We start from the raw sequence: 18,388 nt of genomic DNA, 5'->3' as shown, positions 1-18,388 counted from the left end.
CTGTTACCGCTGACCGGTCATGGCGCCGGTACTGACACCGGGGTCACCGGGGTCACCGGTATCGCCGGCCTCACCGCTGGGCCGGTCGCCGTGCCGCCGCTGCCGCAGGACTCCCACGGTGACCAGGACGGCGGCCAGGGCGAGCGAGAGCCACAGTTCGAGGCGGTGGCCGGGCAGGGCCGCCATCAGGACGAGGACACCGGCGATGAAGGCGATCGTGGCAAGCGTCAGATAGGGGAACGCCCACATCCGCACCTCGGTCGGCTGCGGTTCCTTGCGCCGGGTGGCGTACTGGGTGATGGCGATGACCATGTACATCATCAGGGCGATCGCACCGCTGGACGCGATGAGGTACGTGAAGACGCTCGGCAGCAGGTAGTTGGCGATCACCGCGGCGACGCCGATGACGGTCGAGGCGAGCACCGCGTTACGGGGCACACCGGCCGCCGATGTCGCGGCGAGCGCGGCGGGGGCGTCCTGGCGGCGGGCCAGCGAGAAGGCCATGCGCGACGCGGTGTAGATGGCCGAGTTGAGGCAGCTGCTCACGGCCACGACGAGGACCACGTCCATGATCCGTCCGGCGCCCGGAATGTTCATCACGTCGAGGACCGCTTGGTAGGAGCCGTCGGCGAGGGCGTCGGAGTTCCACGGCACCAGGCTCACCACGACGAAGATCGAGCCGACGTAGAAGAGTCCCAGGCGCCACACGACGGCACGGACGGCCTTCTTGATGTTCTTCTTCGGTTCCTCGGACTCGGCGGCGGCGATCGTGACGATCTCGCTGCCCTGGAAACTGAACATCGCCGTGAGCAGTCCGGCGAGCACGGCCACCCCGCCCTTGGGCGCGAACCCTCCGTCGCTCCACAGGTGCGAGACGCCGTGGGCGTCCGACCCGGGCAGGACCCCGAAGATCGCGAGCGCGCCGAGCACGAGGAAGGCGACGATCGCGATGACCTTCAACAGCGCGAACCAGTACTCGAACTCGCCGTAGTTGCGGACCGCGAGGAGGTTGCTGCCCGCGAGCAGGGCGATCATGGCGAGCGCCGGAATCCAGCTCGGGACGGCGGTGAGACCCGCGATGACCTCGCCTGCGGCGATGGCCTCGATGGGAATGACGAGGATGTAGAACCACCAGTAGAGCCACCCGATGGAGAAGCCGGCCCAGCGGCCGAGCGCGCGGTCCGCGTACGTGGAGAACGAACCGGTGTCGGGGTTGGCGACAGCCATCTCCCCGAGCATCTGCATGACGAGCACCACCAGGGCGGCGGCCAGCAGGAACGAGATCAGTACGGCGGGCCCGGCGGCCGCGACGGCGGTCGACGAGCCGACGAAGAGCCCGGCCCCGATCACGCCGCCGATGGAGATCATGGTGATCTGGCGGCCCTTGAGCCCCTGTTGCAGGGCGGGGCCCGCGGCCGTGGGGGCTGGGTCTGGGGAGGGGTGGTGCATGGGGAGATCCTCGGGGAGTGGGAGCGCGGGTGCCCTTGGTACGGGACGGTACTCACTCGTCCCGGGCAGGTGACGCCGGCGGCGGCCCGGGGACCGGACGGCGCCGGAACGTGACGCTCCGGGCGCCGGACCCCCTCGCCCCCGGCCGCAGGGGGCACGGGGGCGAGGCGCGGGACGGGATCAGAGCTGCTCGCGCAGCGCTTCGGGGACGGCGTCGAAGGCGCCGGAGGTGCGGCCGATCCGGTCGATGCGGATCGTGGCGGTGGCGCCGTGGGCGGCGAGGCCCTCGAAGGCGGAGATGCGTTCGACGGCGGGTGCCAGGGAAGCGGTGCCCTCCTTGACGGCCCGCTGGTACGTGAGGGGCTTGAGGAAGCGGGAGACCGAGAGGCCCGCGTTGTAGCGGGAGGTCTTGCCGGTGGGCAGCACGTGGTTCGTGCCCGCGATGCCCTTGTCGGAGTAGGCGACGGTGGACCAGGGACCCAGGAACACCGAGCCGTAGTTGGTGAGGTTCTGCAGGTAGAAGTCGTCGTCCTCCGTCTGGATCTCCAGGTGCTCCGGGCCGAGGATGTCCGACACGGCGACGGCCTGGTCCCGGTCGCGCACGACGATCACGGAGCCGAAGTCCCGCCACGCGGGTCCGGCGATGTCACGGGTGGCGAGGGTCTCCAGCTGGCGGTCCATCTCGGCGACGACCGCCCGGCCCAGCTTCTCCGATGTGGTGATCAGGGCGGCCGGGGAGTTCGGGCCGTGCTCGGCCTGGCCGAGCAGGTCCGCGGCGACCCAGACCGGGTCGGCGGTGTCGTCGGCGAGGACGGCCACCTCGGAGGGGCCCGCGAGGAGGTCGATGCCGACCTGCCCGAAGAGCTGCCGCTTGGCCTCCGTGACGAAGGCGTTCCCGGCGCCGACCAGCATGTCGACGGGGGCCTCGCCGAGCAGACCGAAGGCCATCGCGCCGAGAGCCTGCACGCCGCCCACCGCGAAGACGCGGTCGGCCTTGGACAGGTAGGCGCCGTAGAGCACCGCCGGGTGGGCACCGTGCTCACCCGACGGCGGGGTGCACGCCACCACGGTGGGAACACCGGCCGTCTTGGCGACGCCCACGGTCATGAAGGCGCTGGCGAGGAGCGGGAACCGACCCGCCGGGAGGTAGGCGCCGACCCGGGACACCGGGACGTAGCGCTGGCCGCCCGCCACGCCGGGGGCGATCTCGACCTCGAAGTCGGTCAGGTGCTCGCGCTGCGCGGAAGCGAAGCGGTGGGTGCGCTCGTAGCCCATCTCCAGGGCGGTACGGACGTCGGCGGGCAGCGCGTCACCCGACTTCTTGAGCTCGGTGGCGCCGATCTCCAGGTCGCCGGACCAGCCGTCGAGTTCCTGTCCGTAGGCACGGACCGCGTCCATGCCCTTGCTCTCGATCTCCTTCAGCATCTGGGAGACGCGCTCGACCACCTTGGGGTCGCGCTGGGCGGGGGGACCGTCGACCTCCGGCTTCTTGAGCCACTGGAAGGGAGCGAGGGTCTTCTGTTCGTCGTGCGTGATCTGCATATCCGGGACCGTAGATGTGCCTGGGCCACAGGACTAGAGGGGCGATTCCTGCGCTTCCCACAGGGTTTCCCTGTGGGTGTGTTTTCCGTCGAATGACTGCGTTCCCCCAGATCAGGACGCGGGTCAGGACAGCAGCCCGTTCCCGATCTCGCGGATGGTGTCCTCGGCGAGGCGGGCGAGCTCCCGGGTGGCGCGGGACAGGGGGCGACCGCGCCGCCTGACGAGCGCGATGGTGTCGTAGAGGGGTTCGGCGAAGGGTGCGGTGTGCAGTCCGGCGGGAAACCTGGGGCTGTCGATCACCGCCCGGCTCGCGATCGTGTCGCCGACGCCGGTCGCCGCCAACTTCAGTGCCGCTTCCACGTGTTCGAGCTCGATCAACGGGTCGATACGGGCCCCGGCGAGCTGGGCGCGTTCGGCGAGCTGACGCCGCGTCGGGTCCTTCCAGCCGTAGTGCGCGTCGTAGAGCACGAGCGGCGCCCGGCAGAACGCCTCGATGGTCACGGGCGCGCTGGTGCGTTCGGCGCTCGCGCTGACGTAACGCACCTCGTCCCGCATGAGGGGAGTGATGGCGAGCCCCTCGTCGTCGATGGGCAGGATGACGAGACCCGCCTCGATCCGCCCCTCCGCGACGGCCGACGCGGTCTCGGCGGAGTTCTGGCCCACGAGCCGCACGCGGACCGCCGGGTACCGGGCGTGGAACATCTGCACGAGGTTGGAGAGCAGGTAGTAGTCGGCGTTGCGCAGCACCCCGAAGGTGGCGGTGCCGCCGCCGAGCGACCCCAGGGAGTGCACGGCCCGGGTCCCGCTGTCCGCCGCGGCGAGCGACTCCTGGGCGTACGGCAGGAGCTCGCGGCCGGCGGCCGTCAGGGTCAGGGTGCGGCTGCCGCGCAGGAACAGCTCCGCGTCCAGCTCCGCCTCGAGGCGCCGGACCAGCTCGGAGGCGGAGGCCTGGGCGATGTCCATGGCCTGCGCGGCGGCGGTGAAGGAGCCGAGCCGTTCGGCCTCGACGAACGCCCGCAACTGGTTGAGGGTCACGCGGCGCCTCCCTTCGAGGCGCATACCGGGAGGCGGCTGCCGCGGGGCCGTGGAGCGGCGGGGCGGGAGGTTGTTCTGTGCATACCCGCACCTTAGGAAACGGCGGGACGGCGGCGAAGCCGGCGGGCGCCGCGCTCTCACCAGCCCGTGAACAGCAGATGATTCACCAGGAGCGCCAGTAGGGCCTGCGCGGCGAGCCAGTGGCGCCGACCGGCCATCGGCAGGAACGCGGTCGCCGCGAGCAGGAAGGTGGCGAACGGCAGCCAGATGCGTTCCGTCTCCGCCTTGCTCATGCCCGACAGGTCGGCGGCAAGCAGCGCCAGCAGGGCGGCGAGGACGAGGGCGGTCAGCCGGTCGGCGGGTGTGGTGCGCCCGCTCCACAGGCGGCTGACCGCGCCGGGCGCCGCCCTCACCGTCCTGCGCAGGCCCGCGACCGTGGCGAGGCCGACCACGAGCACCGTGCAGGCCAGGTTGGCCCAGACGAAGTAGGCGTACGGCCTGATGCCGCCCGCCCCCTGGTGATAGCGCTCGACGAGCAGGCGGTACGCCTCCCACCAGTCGAAGCCCGCAAGCGTGAAGACGAGCGGGGCCACCGCCGCCCCCGCCAGGAAGAACGGCAGAGGGCGCGCGGTGCGGGTGATCAGCAGGGCGGCCGCGGCGACGAGCGCGAAGAGCGTCAGACCGTACGAGAGGTAGCAGACGAGGCCGAACAGGAGGCCGGAGCCCAGTGCCGCGACGACGGGGGAGCGGGCTTCGCGCGTCGCCGCCAGCGCGAGCAGGGCGATCATCCAGGCGGTGACGGCGGCGAAGTAGCCGTCCGCCGAGGCGCCGACCCAGATCGCGGCCGGGGCCAGGACGAGGAACGGCGCCGCACGGCGGGCCGCCGCCTCGTCGGCCAGCGCGCGCACGGTGATCAGGACGGCCGCCACGGCGGTGCTGCCCACCGTGATGCAGAAGGCTCCGGCCCAGGCGCCGCCCCCCAGGCCGACGCGGTCGAGGAGGACGAAGGTGAGGGTGGCGCCGGGCGGATGGCCCGCGGTGTGGGCGGGCCAGTGACCGGGGGAGTCGATCAGGATGTGCCGGGTGAAGTCCCGCAGCGTCGCGGGAATGTCCTCGAAGCGGTCGATGACCTGGAGGTATTCGTACTTGGTGGTGAGCCGCCTTGCCACGCCCCGGTGCCAGCCGTCGATCAGCGCGAGCGACCAGATCCAGGCCATCGAAGCGGTCCATGCGGACAGGAGCAGTGCCCGCCAGGAGAGCCGGGCGGCGAGGACGGGGGCGTACGCGGTCACCGCGACGGCGACCGCGAGCGCGGCGGGTGTGCCGGGTCCAATGTGCGGATCCCAACGGGCATACAGGGGAGGCCAGTTGAGGTGCAGTGTGCCGTCCGCGTGCTCGATCGACGTGCCGACGACGACGGCCGCGGCGACGAGCAGCGCCGCGATGCCGGCAGCGGCCAGGTCACGGCGGCGGCCGGTGCGTTCCGTGGTGCTCACGTCTGCACCGTAGGCGCAGGTGGCGGGAGTGAACGGGCCCCGCGGCACGACGTCAGCGTTTCGTCATGAGTCGCGGGCCCGTTCGGGCACATGGTCCGGCTTACGGTCGCTCCATGCCCCGTCGCTCCATGCCCCGTCGCTCCATGCCCCGTCGCTCCATGCCCCGTCGCTCCACGCCCCGTCGCTCCACGCCTCGTCGCTCCATGCTCCGTGGCTCCATGCCCCCAGCGTCACGCGTCCCCTCTCCCGCCGACCCCGGTTTCTGGCGCAGTCCGCTGCGCGGGCCCTGGCTCACCTCGGTGCTCGGCGTCGTCCTGCTCGTCGGCATCACGGTCCTGTTCGTGACCGGCCTGCTGTCGTACGCGGCTTACAACCCGAACCTGTCACCCGTCAACGACAAGACACCCGACAAGGGCCTTCTCGGCTTCTACCTCTTCGACTGGCCGACCGACCCGCACTGGCTCTACCGCCTCACCCAGGGCCTGCACGTGACGGTCGGCGTCACGCTGATCCCGGTGCTGCTCGCGAAGCTGTGGTCGGTCATCCCGAAGCTCTTCGCGCTGCCTCCCGCCCGGTCGGTGGGACACGCCCTTGAGCGGGTGTCGCTGCTCCTGCTGGTCGGAGGCGCGCTCTTCGAGTTCGTCACCGGGGTCCTCAACGTCCAGTTGGAGTACCTCTTTCCCGGCTCGTTCTATCCGCTGCACTTCTACGGCGCCTGGGTGTTCTTCGGCGCGTTCGTGGCCCATGTCGCGCTGCGCCTGCCCCAGGTAGTACGGGTGCTGCGGGAGCGGGGATGGCGCGAGCAAGTGCGTGATCCGCGTGATCCGCGTGATCCTCGTGATCCGCGTGCAGAGCCCGCCGGTGCGGAGGGCCTGGTCGCGCCCGCGCCCGCCGAGCCCACCGTGACGCGGCGGGGAGCGCTCGGCATGGTCGGCGCGGGTTCCGCCCTGCTGTTCGTGACGACGGCGGGGCAGAACGTGGACGGGCCCCTGCGCCGCACCGCCCTGTTCGCCCCGCACGGTGGCGGCGATCCGGGGAGCGGGCCGAACGGCTTCCAGATCAACAAGACGGCCGCGAAGGTGGGGGTAGGTCAGCGGGACAGGGGTGAGGGGTGGCGGCTGTCCGTCGGCGGCCCCCGGGGAGAGGTACGACTCTCGCGCGGCGACCTGCTCCAACTCCCGCTGCACAGTGCCGCGTTGCCCATCGCCTGCGTGGAGGGCTGGTCGACGTCGGACCAGTGGTGGCGTGGGGTACGGCTGCGTGACCTCGCGGCTCTCGCCGGGTACGAGGAGGACCCTCCAGGTGTCTTCGTGGAGTCCCTGCAACGGCACGGGGCCTTCCGCAAGGCCGCGTTGCGCGACAACCAGGTCCGCGACCCGCGCTCCCTCCTCGCGCTGCGGGTGAACGGCGAGGATCTGTCGCCGGATCACGGCTATCCGGCGCGGATCATCGTTCCGGCCGCGCCCGGCGTGCTCAACACCAAGTGGGTGTCCCGTCTGACGTTCGGGGAGCTGTGATGGCCGGTCTCGTGCGTCGACTCCGGCGGTGGTACGGGGAGGGCCCGCTGCAACTCCTCGTGCTGCTGGCCTCGTTCGCGCTCGCGGGGTATGCGGGGGTGCGCCTCCTGGACGGCGACTGGCTGCTGATCTCCGCCTGGTTCGTCGGTGCGGCGCTGGTGCACGATCTGCTGTTCGTGCCCGCGTACGCGCTCGCCGACCGGGCCCTGCGGGCCGCCGCGGGGCGGCGCGAGAGCAGGGGGTGGGTCAACTTCGTACGCGTTCCGGCGTTCCTGTCCGGGCTGCTTCTGCTGGTGTGGTTCCCGCTCGTCGCCGGGCAGGTGGGGCGCTATGAGTCCACCACCGGGCTCCCCGCCGATGTCTTCCTGACGCGGTGGCTGATCGTCACGGCCGCGCTGTTCGCGGGCTCCGCTCTGTGCCGGGCGCTTCAGGTGCGGCGAGCGCGGCGCAGCGCCAGGAAGGAACGGCCCTCGGTGTCCCACTGAGCGGCCGGGCTCCAGCCGGGCGGACGGGCGTGGCGCAGCAGGGCGGGGGTGCCGAGACGGGCCCAGGGGAAGGACTCGCCCGGGGCACCGTGCCCGTCGTCGACGTGCACCTCGACCCGTTCGTCGACGTCCACCGGTGCGGTCTCGGCAATCAACAGACCGCCGGGTGCCAGGAGTTGGGCCACGCGCGCGAGCAGCGCGTCGGGATCTCCGCCGATCCCCAGATTGCCGTCCATGAGCAGGGCGGTACCCCAGCGTCCTTCGCCGGGGAGCGTGTCGAAGACGGAGCGGAGCAGTGCGGTGCCGCCGAGCCGGAGCGTGTGGTCGACGGCTGCCTGGCTGACGTCGACGCCCAGGACGCGGTGACCCAGGGCCGCGGCCCCGGCCACCAGGCGGCCGGGGCCGCAGCCGATGTCAAGGACACTGCCCTCGCAGCGGCGCAACGCGGAGAGGTCCGCGGCATCGGCACCTGCGCACCAGCGTTCGACGTCGAGGGGCAACAGCCACCCGTCGCTGCGACGCAGGAACAGGGGGCCGTGTCCGTTGCGCAGGGCGTTGGTGTACGGATCGGCACGCCAGGGCGTGGGTGGGGTCGCGGGTGCGGTTGTCGTGTCGCGGAGGCCGGTGACCGGCGGTGCTGTGCTCATCGGCTGCCGCCGGGGCTCGTGTGTCCGGCTGTCGTGGTCAGGCGGGTGAGCGTGGCGGCGAAGCGGCTGCTCGGTGCGGTCGCGGCGACCTTGCCGGCGTCGTCGGCCGTGTCGACGTCGCGCAGCGTGGGCAGGTCGCGCACCCGCAGGCCGGCGGTGGTGAGCCGGGTCCGTTGCAGGGCGCCGGTGTCGGGCCGTGACATGGGGACGCCGCGCAGCAGCCGGGGGTCGGGCTCGGCCAGGCCGAGGGCCCAGAACCCACCGTCGACGGCGGGGCCGAACCAGGCGTCGCAGTCACGCCAGGCGTCGGGGCCTAGGGCGGGGGTGAGCAGGCCCGGCGTGACCTGGGGGGTGTCCATGCCGACCAGGAGGGCGGGCCCGGCGCACCCCGCGAAGGCCGCGGCGAGCCGTTCGTCCAGGCGCCCCGCGCACTGCGGGACCACCTCGATCCCGGCAGGAACCCAGGGCCCCGGTTCTCCGGCAAGCACCAGGACACGCCGGCGTGCGGGCACCGCGAGCACGACGTCAAGCGTGTCGGCAAGCGAGGCCGCGGCCAGCTCGGCGGCCTCATCGGGGGTGTAGGGCGGAGTGAGCCGGGTTTTCACGCGTCCGGGGAGTGGTTCCTTGGCGATGACGAGGAGGGTCGTGCGGTGGGTGGTCATGCAGCACCACCTGGGGTGTGGAGTGCGGGGGTGAGGGCGTGCGGTGGTTCGGTGCGCGTGGCCCGGGTTTCAGGCGGCAGGGCAGCGTGCCTTTCCGGGGTGTGGGGTGGAGTGAGGCGGGCTTTTGCGGGCGCCAGCGGTTGTTCCGTGGCGGTGTCGCGGAGGGGCGTACCGTGCGTGGTCATGTGGCGCCGCCCGGCGTGTGCCGGCCGCTCGCGGCGGGGGCGGGGGCCGGTCGTGGGGGTTGTGCCAGTACCGAGCGCATGTCGCGTACCGCGTGCCACGTCCCGCGCCATGTCCCGGTGACCTTCGACTTGCCCTCGCGCGGCAGGTACGGGACGTCCCGTTCCTCGATCCGCCAGTCGGCGTCGGCCGCGCGCACGACCATCTCCAGCGGGTATCCGCTGCGGCGGTCGGTCAGATCGAGCCCCAGCAGATCGTCGCGCCGCGCCGCCCGCATCGGGCCCAGGTCGTGCAGCCGTACGCCGGTACGCCGCCGCAGCATCCGGGCGAGCGCGAGGTTCCCGGCGCGCGCGTGCGGCGGCCAGGCGCCGCGGCCCTGGGGGCGCCGCCGTCCGACGATCAGGTCGGCCGTCCCGTCCGTCACCCCGCGTACGAAGGGCCGCAGCAGTCCCGGATCAAGGGAGGCGTCGCAGTCGCAGAAACACACCACGTCCGCGTCGGACGCCATGAGGCCCGCGTGGCAGGCGGCACCGAAGCCACGCTGCGGCTCCCGCACGACCGTGGCGCCCAGGGCGCGGGCGATGTCCGGCGAACCGTCGGTGGAGCCGTTGTCGACGACGACGGCCCGCCAGCCCGCGGGCACGCGCTCCAGGACCCAGGGCAGCGCCGCGGCCTCGTCGAGACAGGGCAGGATGACGTCCACCCGGGGGGAGCGAGGGCCGGGCGGGTCAGGTGGGCCGGGTACGTCAGGGCCATCGGGTTCCGCGGAGGGGGAGGGGGTCATGTGACTCACCCTATGAATCCGAACCGTACAAATGGGACTTGAGGTTCTTACGAAACGGGGACGTCGGCAACCGGGAGCACCTCTGACCGGCCGGTCCAGGCCCCGCAGGTGCGAGGCTTGCGGCATGCAGCCACCACCACGACCGCAGGACCACCCGCAGGCCGGGAACGTTGGGAGCGCCGGGAGCACCGGGGCCGACGAAGCCGCCGCTCCCGGCCCGCTTCGGGTGCTCGTCGTGGACGACGACCCGACCGTCGCCGAGGTCGTCGCGGGCTACCTGGAGCGCGGTGGCTTCCAGGTCGACCGCGCCGAGGACGGCCCCGGCGCGCTGGAACGCGCCGGGGTCCTCAGGCCCGACCTGGTCGTCCTCGATCTGATGCTGCCCGGCATGGACGGTCTGGAGGTGTGCCGCCGCCTGCGCGGCAAGGGACCGGTGCCGGTCATCATGCTCACCGCCCGGGGCGACGAGGACGACAGGATTCTGGGCCTGGAGGTGGGGGCCGACGACTACGTCACCAAGCCGTTCAGCCCACGCGAACTGGTCCTGCGGGTGGAGTCGGTCCTGCGGCGCAGCCGCGCCGCCCTGCGTGCTCCCGAGGGTGTCGCCACGCTGGGCGCGGCGGGCCTCCGGCTGGACCCGGCGGCCCGCCGCGCCACCAAAGGTGGCGTCGAGCTAGCCCTCACTCTGCGGGAGTTCGACCTCCTCGCCTTCCTGCTGCGCCACCCCGGGCAGGCGTTCAGTCGCGAAGAGCTGATGCGGGAAGTGTGGGGCTGGGAGTTCGGCGACCTGTCCACGGTCACGGTCCACGTACGCAGGCTGCGGGGCAAGGTCGAGGACGACCCGGCCAGGCCGCGGCTGATCCAGACGGTGTGGGGCCTGGGGTACCGTCTCGACGTCCCTGACGTCGGGACTCCGCACGGTGACGGCCACGACCACGACCGCCGGGACCACGTCCCGCCCCGAGCCGAAGGCTGACCCGCATGCAGGACATCCTCCTCATCGCCCTCTTCGCCTTCCTGGGCGCCGCGAGCGCCGGACTTCTGGGCGCCCTGACGCTGCGCCTGCTGCGGCACCGATCCCTCGTGGTGGCGACGACCGTCGTGGCGGCCGTCGCCGTGCTCGCGATGCTGGCCGGGACGCTCGCGGTGGCCTGGGAGATGTTCCTGTCGCCGCACGACCTGAAGGTGGTCACCATCGTCGTCGCGATGGCCGCCGTGGTCTCCCTCGCCACCGCGCTGCTGCTGGGCCGCTGGGTCGTCGCCCGCAGCAAGGCCCTGACCCTGGCGGCCCGTTCCTTCGGCGACGGCGGCAGCTTCGCGGCCCCGCCGGAACCCGTCAGCGCCGAACTGGCCGCACTGACAAGGGAACTGGAGTCGACCAGCGCCAAACTCGCCGAATCCCGCGAGCGCGAGCGCGCGTTGGAGCGTTCCCGGCGCGAACTGGTCGCCTGGATCTCGCACGACCTGCGCACCCCGCTGGCCGGACTGCGTGCCATGTCCGAGGCCCTCGAGGACGGCGTCGCCGCCGAACCGGACCGCTATCTGCGCCAGATCCGCACCGAGGTCGAGCGCCTCAACTCCATGGTCGGGGACCTCTTCGAGCTCTCCCGCATCCACGCGGGCGCACTCGCTCTCTCTCCGTCCCGCATCTCGGTCTACGACCTTGTGGGCGACGCGCTCGCGGGCGCCGACCCGCTGGCCCGCGAGCACCGGGTGCGGCTCGTCGGCGACAGCGTCGAGGCCGTTCCGGTGGAGGTCGACAGCAAGGAGATGAGCCGCGTCCTGGGCAACCTCCTGATCAACGCGATCCGTCGTACCCCGGCCGACGGGACCGTCGCGGTGGCCGCGGAGCGCTCCCCGGACGGCGTGGTCCTGTCCGTGACCGACGGCTGCGGCGGCATCCCCGAGGAGGACCTCTCCCGCGTCTTCGACACCGGCTGGCGCGGCAGCCAGTCCCGCACACCCCCGGCGGGCGCGGGCCTCGGCCTGGCGATCGTCCGCGGCATCGTCGAGGCCCACCAGGGCCGGGCGGCCGTACGCAACGTCGCGGGCGGCTGCCGCTTCGAGGTGACACTGCCGGCGGCGGGGACGTGAGAGGCAGACCGGCGCGGGCACAGCGCCCCGCCGACGTGCGGCACCGCCCTACCCCCGCAGCGGCGCCTTGGCGAAGGACGTCATCCCCTCGGTGAAGCCGACCTCGGGCCGCCAGCCGAGCTCCGCCCGCAGCCGCCCCGAGTCGGCCGTGATGTGGCGGACGTCCCCGAGCCGGTACTCGCCCGTCACCGCCGGAACCGGGCCGCCGAAAGCCCGCGCCAGTTCGTGGGCCATCTCCCCGACCGTGTGCGGCTCCCCGCTGCCGGTGTTGTACGCCGTGAACACCCCCGCCTCCCGCTCGCACACCGCCTCCAGCGCCAGCGCATTGGCCGCCGCCACATCCCGTACGTGCACGAAGTCCCGCCGCTGACGGCCGTCTTCGAAGACCTGTGGCGCCTCGCCGCGCTCCAGCGAGGAACGGAAGAAGGAGGCCACACCGGCGTACGGGGTGTCGCGGGGCATGCCGGGGCCGTACACGTTGTGGTAGCGCAAGGACACCGCGCGGCCACCGCTCGCCCGCGCCCACGCGGCGGCCAGATGCTCCTGTGCCAGCTTGGTGGAGGCGTACACATTGCGCGGATCGGCGGGCGCGTCCTCGCCCACCAGGCCGGGCCGCAGCTCGGCCCCGCAGTCCGGGCAGAGGGGCTCGAAGCGCCCGGCGTCCAGATCCGCCGCCGCGCGCGGACCCGGCCGCACCACCCCGTGGCGTGTGCACGCGTAGCGCCCTTCCCCGTAGACCACCATCGACCCGGCGAGCACCAGGTCACGTACGCCGGATTCGGCCATCGCGGCGAGCAGCACGGCCGTGCCCAGGTCGTTGCAGCCGACGTACGCGGGCGCGTCCGCGAAGTCCTTGCCGAGTCCCACCATCGCCGCCTGATGACACACCGCGTCCATCCCGCGCAACGCCTCCCGTACCGCGTCCCGGTCCCGGACGTCGGCCACGGTCCACCGCTGCCCGTCGGGCGCCCGCGGCGGGTCGGCGTGCGCGGACGGCAGCAGGGCGTCGTACACCTCCACGTCGTGCCCGCGTTCGGTGAGGGCTTCGACCACATGCGATCCGATGAACCCGGCGCCGCCGGTGACAAGTACGCGCATGCGGCCCACGCTAGGCGCGCAGAGCAGGGACGACGGCCGACGACGGGCCCACGTCACGGGTCCGTAAGAACCCGTCGGTGACGGATCCGGTCGCAACCACTGAAGTCCGGAATGCGGGTGGGCATACTGGCGCCATGGCTTGAAGCCGTGTCCCGTGGCCGGGACGGGCCGTAGGGAGGTGGTCCGGGTGAAACTACAGACCTCCGTCAGACAGGGCTGCCTGGTGGTGAGGATGCCCCCGGATGTGCGCGTGGGCAACGCCGAGCCGCTGCGGTGGGAATTGCGTGAGATGTGCCGGACCCGCCTCGACCGCGTGTCGCGGGGCGGGGTGTCGGCGGTGGTCGTGGACTGGGCGGCCGCGCGCTCCCTGACCTTGGCCGGGGTGGCCGTCCTGGAGGACTTCCGGCGGACGGCGGCCGAACGCGGGGTCCCGACGCGGCTGGTGACCCCGCACAGAGCGCCTCGCGCGGTACTGCGCGTCGTGGGCCTGAACGGCGTGCTGGCGGTCCACGACACCGTGGATCAGGCGCTGGCCGCTGGTGAAGCCTCTGGTGAGGGCCGGGGTCGCCCCGAGATCGGGAAGACCTCCTGACCCGGAGAGCGGACGGATGGTGCTGACATGACCAATGGCGAACGCCGGCGCAGCCGCGGGACCCCGACCAGTCATCTGGGCGACCACCTGGGTCTGATATCCCAGTTCACCGAGCAGGCGCGGGTCGGCCTCGAAGAGGAGAACGACACCGCGCGGATCTTCATGGCGATCTACTCCGGCTTCCTCGTGGAGGCCGGGGCGGGCATCCGCTGGCTGCTCGAACCGTCCCTGATCGAGCGGGCGACCGTCGCCGTCCGCCGGGTGGCTCCCGGGGTCAGGGGAGCGGAACGCGACCTGGCCACCCGTCTGCTGGCCACCCTGTGGACGGCGGGTGTCGTCGCCGGTGTCGACACCGACGACTGGATCCGGGCCGCCCCCGAACTCCCCGAGATCTGTCTGCGCATGGCCGCCGAGGTCGTGCGAGGGAGCGATGCCGGGCCCTCGCGGTGACGAGGGGAGGCGAGACCGGAAGGAAGGGGGTGCATCAAGGTTCAGTCATGACGTGCCGTCACGATGCCGCGCGCCACACCGAGTTCGACCAGGTCCTGCGGACGCAGCCGCAGCTGCTCCGCCGTCGCCCGGACCTCGTCGTGCCCTCGCTTGAGGATCGCGGCGGCCAGTTCGGGGGCGATCACCGAGAAGTAACTGTCCGGTGTCGCCCAGAGGTTGTCCGGTGACGCGAGCGCGAGTGCCCCGCCCGATCCGCCCTCGCCGATGATCAGCGACGTCACCGGCACGGGCGAGGTGGCGACGGCGGCGAACAGATCGGCGATCGCCGCGCCCGCACCCGCCCGCTCGGCCTCCGCCCCGTTGGCGGCGCCCGGGGTGTCGACGAGCGTCAGGACGGGAATCCCGAGCCGCCCCGCGAGCCGCACGAGACGCGCCGCGGTGCGGTACCCGGCGGGCGCCGTCGCCGTCCCGCACTGCGCCGCGAAGGCGACGGTCCACCCTTCGTGGCGCCCGAACCCGCAGAGCATCCCCGGGTCCGTGCCCCCGCACCGGTCGCCGCGCAACGGCACCCGCTCCGTGAAATAGGCGTCCAAATAGGCTGCCGCGAGCGGCCGTTCGGAGGCTCGGGCACGGCTGACGGCCTCCCATCCGGTGGCGGGCAGGTCGCGGCGGCCGAGCGCGTCGGGTGGCGCGGGGGCGTCGAGCGTGTCGGCCGCAGGGCGGGCGTCGCTGCCGGGAGCGGACAGCAGCCCGAGACGCAGTGCCAGCGCCTCGCGCAACTCATCGGGGCGTACGACGTCGTCGATCGCCCCGGCCGCGAGCTGGGCCTCGGCGGTGTAGGCAGCCGGGTCCGCGTCCGCCGGGCGGACCCGGGACCCGGCGAAGCCGACCTGGCTGCCGGGCAGGGCGAGGATCAGGTCGGCGCCTGCCCCCAGGGTGGCCCAGCCGCCGCCCGTGGTCGGGTCGCGCAGGACCGCGATCCGAGCCAGCCCCGCCGCCCCGGTGAGCTCGGACTGCCGTGCCACGCGCTGGAGTTGGACCAGTGCGCGCATGCCCTCCTGCATGCGGCTGCCTCCCGTCGCGATGAGCGAGACGACGGGCAACCGGTGGTCCCGGGCATGGCGGTGCGCGGCTTCCAAGCGGTCACCCGTGCGCTCGCCGAGGGAGCCGCCCAGGAAACCGAACTCGAAGGAGACGAACACCGCGGGGGTGCCGCCCACGGTGGCGGTGCCGCAGACCACCGACTCCCGCTCGCCGGTACGCTGCCCGGCGCGGGCGAGGGACTCGGCGTAACCCTCCCAAGCGAGCGGGCCGTCCGGCCGGGCCTCCTCGAAGTCGGCGACGCACGGGGGGAGTTCGCGGAAGCTCTCCTCGTCCGCCACCGCGGTGATGGCCTCACGGGCGGTCCAGCGGGCGGTCACGTGGGGAGCCGGGCCGTCGGGTGTCGGCTCAGGCATGGAGGGATCGCTTCATGATCTTGCCCATGTCGTTGCGGGGGAGCTCCGACAGGTAGCGCACCGTGCGGGGGCGCTTGTGCGGGGCGAGCTGGGCGGCCACGTGGTCCGCCAAGTCGGCCGCTGTAGGCGGCTGTTCGGGGTCGGTCGACACGATCCAGGCGACGATGCGCTCGCCCAGGTCGTCGTCGGGTTCCCCGGTCACGGCGGCCTCGCGTACCCCCGGGTGCTCCAGGAGGGCGTTCTCGATCTCGCCCGCGCCGATCTTGTAACCGCCGCTCTTGATGAGGTCGGTCGCCTTGCGGCCGACGATGCGCACATAACCGTCGTCGTCACGCACCGCCATGTCGCCGGTCCGGAACCACCCGTCGGCGGTGAAGGCGGCGGCGGTGGCGTCCGGCCGGTTGAGGTACTCGGTGAACAGGTTCGGGCCGCGCACCTCGATCTCGCCGACCTCGCGCGGGTCGGCGGTCTCGGCACCTGTCTCGTCCACGAGGCGCAGCTCCACTCCGCCCAGCGGCACCCCGACGGTCCCGGCGCGCGGTTCGCCGTCGGCCCGCACGCTCGTGTTCATCAGGGTCTCCGTCATGCCGTACCGCTCGATCACCCGGCGCCCGGTGGCCGCCGCGATCCGCTCGTGGTCGTGGACGGGCAGTGCGGCGGACCCGGAGACAAGGATGCGCGCGCCGGACAGGGCCTTGGCGAGGCCCGGGTCGGTGGGCAGCGCCTCCGCGATGCGGTGGTACATGGTCGGCACGCCGAACAGCATCGTGGCCCCGTCCGCCAGTTCGCGCCGCACCCCCTCGACGGAGAACCGGCCCAGGTGCCGCACCGAACCGCCCCGGCGCAGCGGCCCGAGGATGCCGAGGATCAGCCCGTGCACGTGGAACAGCGGAAGCCCGTGCACCAGCACGTCGTCGGACGTCCACTGCCAGGCGTCCTCCAGGGCGTCCAGGGTGGTGGAGAGGGCCCGGCGGGGGAGTACCGCGCCCTTGGGCGGTCCCGTGGTGCCCGAGGTGTAGACGATCAGGGCGGGGGACTCGGGGTCGGGCTCAACGGGCGGCGCCGCGGGCGTCACGGTACCGGTGCCGGTGAGGGTGACGTCCACGCGCTCCAACGACCGCAGAGGCGGCGGGAGTTCGTCACCGGGGGCCGCGAGCACCACCGTCGGGGCGCTGTCCGCCACGATGTGCCCCAGCTCGCGCTCCCCGATCTTCGGGTTCAGTGGCACCACCGGCACCCCGGCGAACAGCGCGGCCACCACACCGACGGCGGTCTCCAGTGTCGGCGTGGCCCACAGCGCCGCCCGGCGCGCCGAGCAGATCGAGGCGGCCAGGGAACCCGCCGTGGCGGCGAGCTCGGCATACGTCAGCGAGCGTGCGCCGAAGCGCAGGGCGGGGAGGTCGGGGCCCGCGACGAGGGCCGGGAAGAGGGGCGGATGGGGGGAGCTCACGCTGCGTATCTCCTTGGTTGTCGTCACGGGCCGACGTCTTGCGCCGGTTCTGTCTGGTGCTGGTTCGTCCTACCCGAATCCTGGCACCACGAAGACGAGCCACACCGCGGCGGGCACCACGGCCACCACGATCCCGCCGTACACCATGAGCTGCCGGAAGAAGCGCTCCCGGTCGACGTCCGGGGCAGCGGCGAGCACCAGCGCGCCGTTGGTCGAGAAGGGGCTGACGTCCACGACGGTGGCGGACACGGCGAGCGCCGCGATCATGCCGACCGCCCCGATCTCGCCCTGGGCCAGGAACGGAACGGCGAGCGGGATGAGCGCGCCCATGATCCCGACGGAGGAGGCGAACGCGGAGACGAGCGCGCCGATGTAGCAGAGCAGTAGGGCGGCGAGGAGCGGGACGCCGATGTCGGAGACGCCCTCACCGGCCCACTTGATGGTGCCCATCTCCTCAAGCACCCCGACGTAGGTCAGCACACCGCAGATCAGCAGCACGGTCGGCCAGGCGATCTCGCCGACGGCCTTGCGGCTGGTGTCGGGCCAGAAGGCGCTCAGGAGCACGGCCAGGGTGATGGCGCTCAGACCGGCGTCGAGATCGAAGGCCAGCACGGCGACGACGAGGGCGACCAGGGCGGCGAGCGTGGCGATCTTGGCCGGATCGAGCCGTGAACCGTCCTCGTTCTCGGCCGACTCGCCGGTGTCGCGCCCGCCCAGTTTCAGCCCGCCGAAGAGGACGAAGACGATCCCGGCGATGATGAGATTGACGACGAGCGAGGCGAGGAAGAGCACGACCTCGTTGCCCGGGAGGTTCTCGCGCTCCATGATGCCGTTGACGATCGACCCGTAGATGCTGATGGGCGAGAAGCCACCGCCCTGCGCCCCGTGCACCACCATGGCGCCCATGAGGAGCGGGCTGATCCCGTATCGCGCGGCGAAGCTCAGGGCGATCGGGGCGACGATCGCCACGGCGGCCGGACTGACCGCGCCGATCGCGGTGAGCGCTCCCGTGATCACGAACATCACCCAGGGGATCAGGGCTATACGCCCGCGCACCAGGCGGATCGACGCGTGCACCAACCAGTCGGTGGTGCCGTTGGCGCGGGCGATCGCGAACAGATAGGTCACGCCGACCAGGACGACGAAGAGGTCGCCGGGGAAGCCGGCGAAGATGCCGTCCGCGTCGAGGTCGGCGACCAGCTCGCCGACCGCGAAGGCGGCGGCGAAGGCGAGCGCGCCCATGTTGATGGAGCGGGTGGTGGCGATCACGAAGACCACCACGAGTACGAGGATGGAGATGAGTTCGGCGGACATCGTGGGCTCCCGTCCCTGGGGCCGTCCCTCAGTGGCCAAGTGGCTGAGCCAATGTGGCCGTTGGCGGAACTCAGCGTCGGGGTATCGGTTTCGGCCGTCAAGAGATCGGACGCAAATTGGCTCAGCCACTTGC

17 protein-coding genes are annotated in these 18,388 nt (G+C 72.5%); 6 read left to right on the top strand and 11 right to left on the bottom strand.

Features of this window, described 5'->3' with window-relative positions; genetic code table 11:
* Positions 1–3 precede the first annotated feature (3 nt).
* From ACWFRU_RS19225 to ACWFRU_RS19210, 4 genes are all read right to left on the bottom strand, one after another.
* On the bottom strand, positions 4–1,449 hold the full coding sequence (locus ACWFRU_RS19225) for an amino acid permease (protein WP_453688449.1): 1,446 nt from the start codon (positions 1,447–1,449) through the stop codon (positions 4–6).
* A 180-nt stretch (positions 1,450–1,629) separates the two neighbouring features.
* Positions 1,630–2,991 carry a histidinol dehydrogenase gene (gene hisD / locus ACWFRU_RS19220; RefSeq protein WP_453688447.1) on the bottom strand — a complete coding sequence of 454 codons (1,362 nt, stop codon included), beginning with the start codon at positions 2,989–2,991 and terminating at the stop codon, positions 1,630–1,632.
* 123 nt (positions 2,992–3,114) lie between these two features.
* On the bottom strand, positions 3,115–4,026 hold the full coding sequence (locus tag ACWFRU_RS19215) for a LysR family transcriptional regulator (protein WP_453688446.1): 912 nt from the start codon (positions 4,024–4,026) through the stop codon (positions 3,115–3,117).
* A 137-nt stretch (positions 4,027–4,163) separates the two neighbouring features.
* Positions 4,164–5,522: a hypothetical protein gene (locus ACWFRU_RS19210; RefSeq protein ID WP_453688444.1), complete on the bottom strand. Its 1,359-nt coding sequence runs from the start codon at positions 5,520–5,522 to the stop codon at positions 4,164–4,166.
* Positions 5,523–5,740: 218 nt separating this feature from the next.
* Here ACWFRU_RS19210 and ACWFRU_RS19205 point away from each other — a divergent pair, with 218 nt between their 5' ends.
* Both ACWFRU_RS19205 and ACWFRU_RS19200 read left to right on the top strand, forming a co-directional pair.
* Complete coding sequence (locus tag ACWFRU_RS19205) at positions 5,741–7,039, top strand: molybdopterin-dependent oxidoreductase (protein ID WP_453688443.1); 1,299 nt, start codon at positions 5,741–5,743, stop codon at positions 7,037–7,039.
* Positions 7,039–7,524 carry a hypothetical protein gene (locus tag ACWFRU_RS19200; protein WP_453688441.1) on the top strand — a complete coding sequence of 162 codons (486 nt, stop codon included), beginning with the start codon at positions 7,039–7,041 and terminating at the stop codon, positions 7,522–7,524. Before ACWFRU_RS19205 ends, ACWFRU_RS19200 begins: the two co-directional genes overlap by 1 nt.
* On the opposite strand, the gene ACWFRU_RS19195 is transcribed toward ACWFRU_RS19200, so the two are convergent.
* The 3 genes from ACWFRU_RS19195 to ACWFRU_RS19185 all read right to left on the bottom strand — a co-directional run bounded on the left by ACWFRU_RS19195 (position 7,467) and on the right by ACWFRU_RS19185 (position 9,800).
* The gene (locus ACWFRU_RS19195) at positions 7,467–8,171 is read right to left on the bottom strand and encodes a class I SAM-dependent methyltransferase (RefSeq protein WP_453688439.1); all 705 of its coding nucleotides are present in this window, start codon (positions 8,169–8,171) and stop codon (positions 7,467–7,469) included. The genes ACWFRU_RS19200 and ACWFRU_RS19195 overlap by 58 nt on opposite strands.
* Positions 8,168–8,833, bottom strand: a complete 666-nt coding sequence (locus ACWFRU_RS19190; protein ID WP_453688437.1) for a TIGR04282 family arsenosugar biosynthesis glycosyltransferase — start codon at positions 8,831–8,833, stop codon at positions 8,168–8,170. The genes ACWFRU_RS19195 and ACWFRU_RS19190 overlap by 4 nt, the downstream gene beginning before the upstream one ends.
* A 181-nt stretch (positions 8,834–9,014) precedes the next feature.
* Positions 9,015–9,800 carry a glycosyltransferase family 2 protein gene (locus ACWFRU_RS19185; RefSeq protein WP_453688435.1) on the bottom strand — a complete coding sequence of 262 codons (786 nt, stop codon included), beginning with the start codon at positions 9,798–9,800 and terminating at the stop codon, positions 9,015–9,017.
* Positions 9,801–9,924: 124 nt separating this feature from the next.
* On the opposite strand from ACWFRU_RS19185, the gene ACWFRU_RS19180 reads away from it, so the two are divergent.
* Entirely contained in the window at positions 9,925–10,776 is an 852-nt protein-coding gene (locus ACWFRU_RS19180) for a response regulator transcription factor (protein WP_453688433.1), read from the top strand.
* A gap of 5 nt (positions 10,777–10,781) precedes the next feature.
* On the top strand, positions 10,782–11,894 hold the full coding sequence (locus tag ACWFRU_RS19175) for a sensor histidine kinase (protein WP_453688431.1): 1,113 nt from the start codon (positions 10,782–10,784) through the stop codon (positions 11,892–11,894).
* A gap of 48 nt (positions 11,895–11,942) precedes the next feature.
* Here the strand turns inward: ACWFRU_RS19175 and ACWFRU_RS19170 are convergent, their stop codons facing one another.
* A complete protein-coding gene (locus tag ACWFRU_RS19170) occupies positions 11,943–12,992 on the bottom strand; it encodes an NAD-dependent epimerase/dehydratase family protein (protein ID WP_453688429.1) in 1,050 nt (349 codons plus the stop codon).
* A gap of 187 nt (positions 12,993–13,179) precedes the next feature.
* On the opposite strand from ACWFRU_RS19170, the gene ACWFRU_RS19165 reads away from it, so the two are divergent.
* Both ACWFRU_RS19165 and ACWFRU_RS19160 read left to right on the top strand, forming a co-directional pair.
* Positions 13,180–13,584 carry an STAS domain-containing protein gene (locus ACWFRU_RS19165; RefSeq protein ID WP_453688427.1) on the top strand — a complete coding sequence of 135 codons (405 nt, stop codon included), beginning with the start codon at positions 13,180–13,182 and terminating at the stop codon, positions 13,582–13,584.
* A gap of 27 nt (positions 13,585–13,611) precedes the next feature.
* The gene (locus tag ACWFRU_RS19160) at positions 13,612–14,034 is read left to right on the top strand and encodes a hypothetical protein (protein WP_453688426.1); all 423 of its coding nucleotides are present in this window, start codon (positions 13,612–13,614) and stop codon (positions 14,032–14,034) included.
* A 41-nt stretch (positions 14,035–14,075) separates the two neighbouring features.
* On the opposite strand, the gene ACWFRU_RS19155 is transcribed toward ACWFRU_RS19160, so the two are convergent.
* From ACWFRU_RS19155 to ACWFRU_RS19145, 3 genes are all read right to left on the bottom strand, one after another.
* Positions 14,076–15,491 carry a carboxyl transferase domain-containing protein gene (locus ACWFRU_RS19155; protein ID WP_453688424.1) on the bottom strand — a complete coding sequence of 472 codons (1,416 nt, stop codon included), beginning with the start codon at positions 15,489–15,491 and terminating at the stop codon, positions 14,076–14,078.
* Positions 15,484–16,941, bottom strand: coding sequence for an acyl-CoA synthetase (locus ACWFRU_RS19150; RefSeq protein WP_453688422.1), 1,458 nt, complete (start codon positions 16,939–16,941; stop codon positions 15,484–15,486). Before ACWFRU_RS19150 ends, ACWFRU_RS19155 begins: the two co-directional genes overlap by 8 nt.
* Before the next feature lie 69 nt (positions 16,942–17,010).
* Positions 17,011–18,255, bottom strand: coding sequence for an SLC13 family permease (locus tag ACWFRU_RS19145; RefSeq protein WP_453688421.1), 1,245 nt, complete (start codon positions 18,253–18,255; stop codon positions 17,011–17,013).
* Positions 18,256–18,388 lie beyond the last annotated feature (133 nt).

This window comes from Streptomyces sp. NPDC055099 (genome assembly GCF_053607685.1).
The sequence above is the reverse complement of the archived record's forward strand: the minus strand, read 5'-3'. Positions and strand labels throughout refer to the sequence as shown.

What these genes read in the sequence shown, in the direction of transcription:
- ACWFRU_RS19225 (WP_453688449.1), bottom strand. Translation starts at nt 1,449, where the DNA reads ATGCACCACCCCTCCCCAGACCCAGCCCCCACGGCCGCGGGCCCCGCC.
- hisD (WP_453688447.1), bottom strand. Translation starts at nt 2,991, where the DNA reads ATGCAGATCACGCACGACGAACAGAAGACCCTCGCTCCCTTCCAGTGG.
- ACWFRU_RS19205 (WP_453688443.1), top strand. Translation starts at nt 5,741, where the DNA reads ATGCCCCCAGCGTCACGCGTCCCCTCTCCCGCCGACCCCGGTTTCTGG.
- ACWFRU_RS19200 (WP_453688441.1), top strand. Translation starts at nt 7,039, where the DNA reads ATGGCCGGTCTCGTGCGTCGACTCCGGCGGTGGTACGGGGAGGGCCCG.
- ACWFRU_RS19195 (WP_453688439.1), bottom strand. Translation starts at nt 8,171, where the DNA reads ATGAGCACAGCACCGCCGGTCACCGGCCTCCGCGACACGACAACCGCA.
- ACWFRU_RS19190 (WP_453688437.1), bottom strand. Translation starts at nt 8,833, where the DNA reads ATGACCACCCACCGCACGACCCTCCTCGTCATCGCCAAGGAACCACTC.
- ACWFRU_RS19185 (WP_453688435.1), bottom strand. Translation starts at nt 9,800, where the DNA reads ATGACCCCCTCCCCCTCCGCGGAACCCGATGGCCCTGACGTACCCGGC.
- ACWFRU_RS19180 (WP_453688433.1), top strand. Translation starts at nt 9,925, where the DNA reads ATGCAGCCACCACCACGACCGCAGGACCACCCGCAGGCCGGGAACGTT.
- ACWFRU_RS19175 (WP_453688431.1), top strand. Translation starts at nt 10,782, where the DNA reads ATGCAGGACATCCTCCTCATCGCCCTCTTCGCCTTCCTGGGCGCCGCG.
- ACWFRU_RS19170 (WP_453688429.1), bottom strand. Translation starts at nt 12,992, where the DNA reads ATGCGCGTACTTGTCACCGGCGGCGCCGGGTTCATCGGATCGCATGTG.
- ACWFRU_RS19160 (WP_453688426.1), top strand. Translation starts at nt 13,612, where the DNA reads ATGACCAATGGCGAACGCCGGCGCAGCCGCGGGACCCCGACCAGTCAT.
- ACWFRU_RS19155 (WP_453688424.1), bottom strand. Translation starts at nt 15,491, where the DNA reads ATGCCTGAGCCGACACCCGACGGCCCGGCTCCCCACGTGACCGCCCGC.
- ACWFRU_RS19145 (WP_453688421.1), bottom strand. Translation starts at nt 18,255, where the DNA reads ATGTCCGCCGAACTCATCTCCATCCTCGTACTCGTGGTGGTCTTCGTG.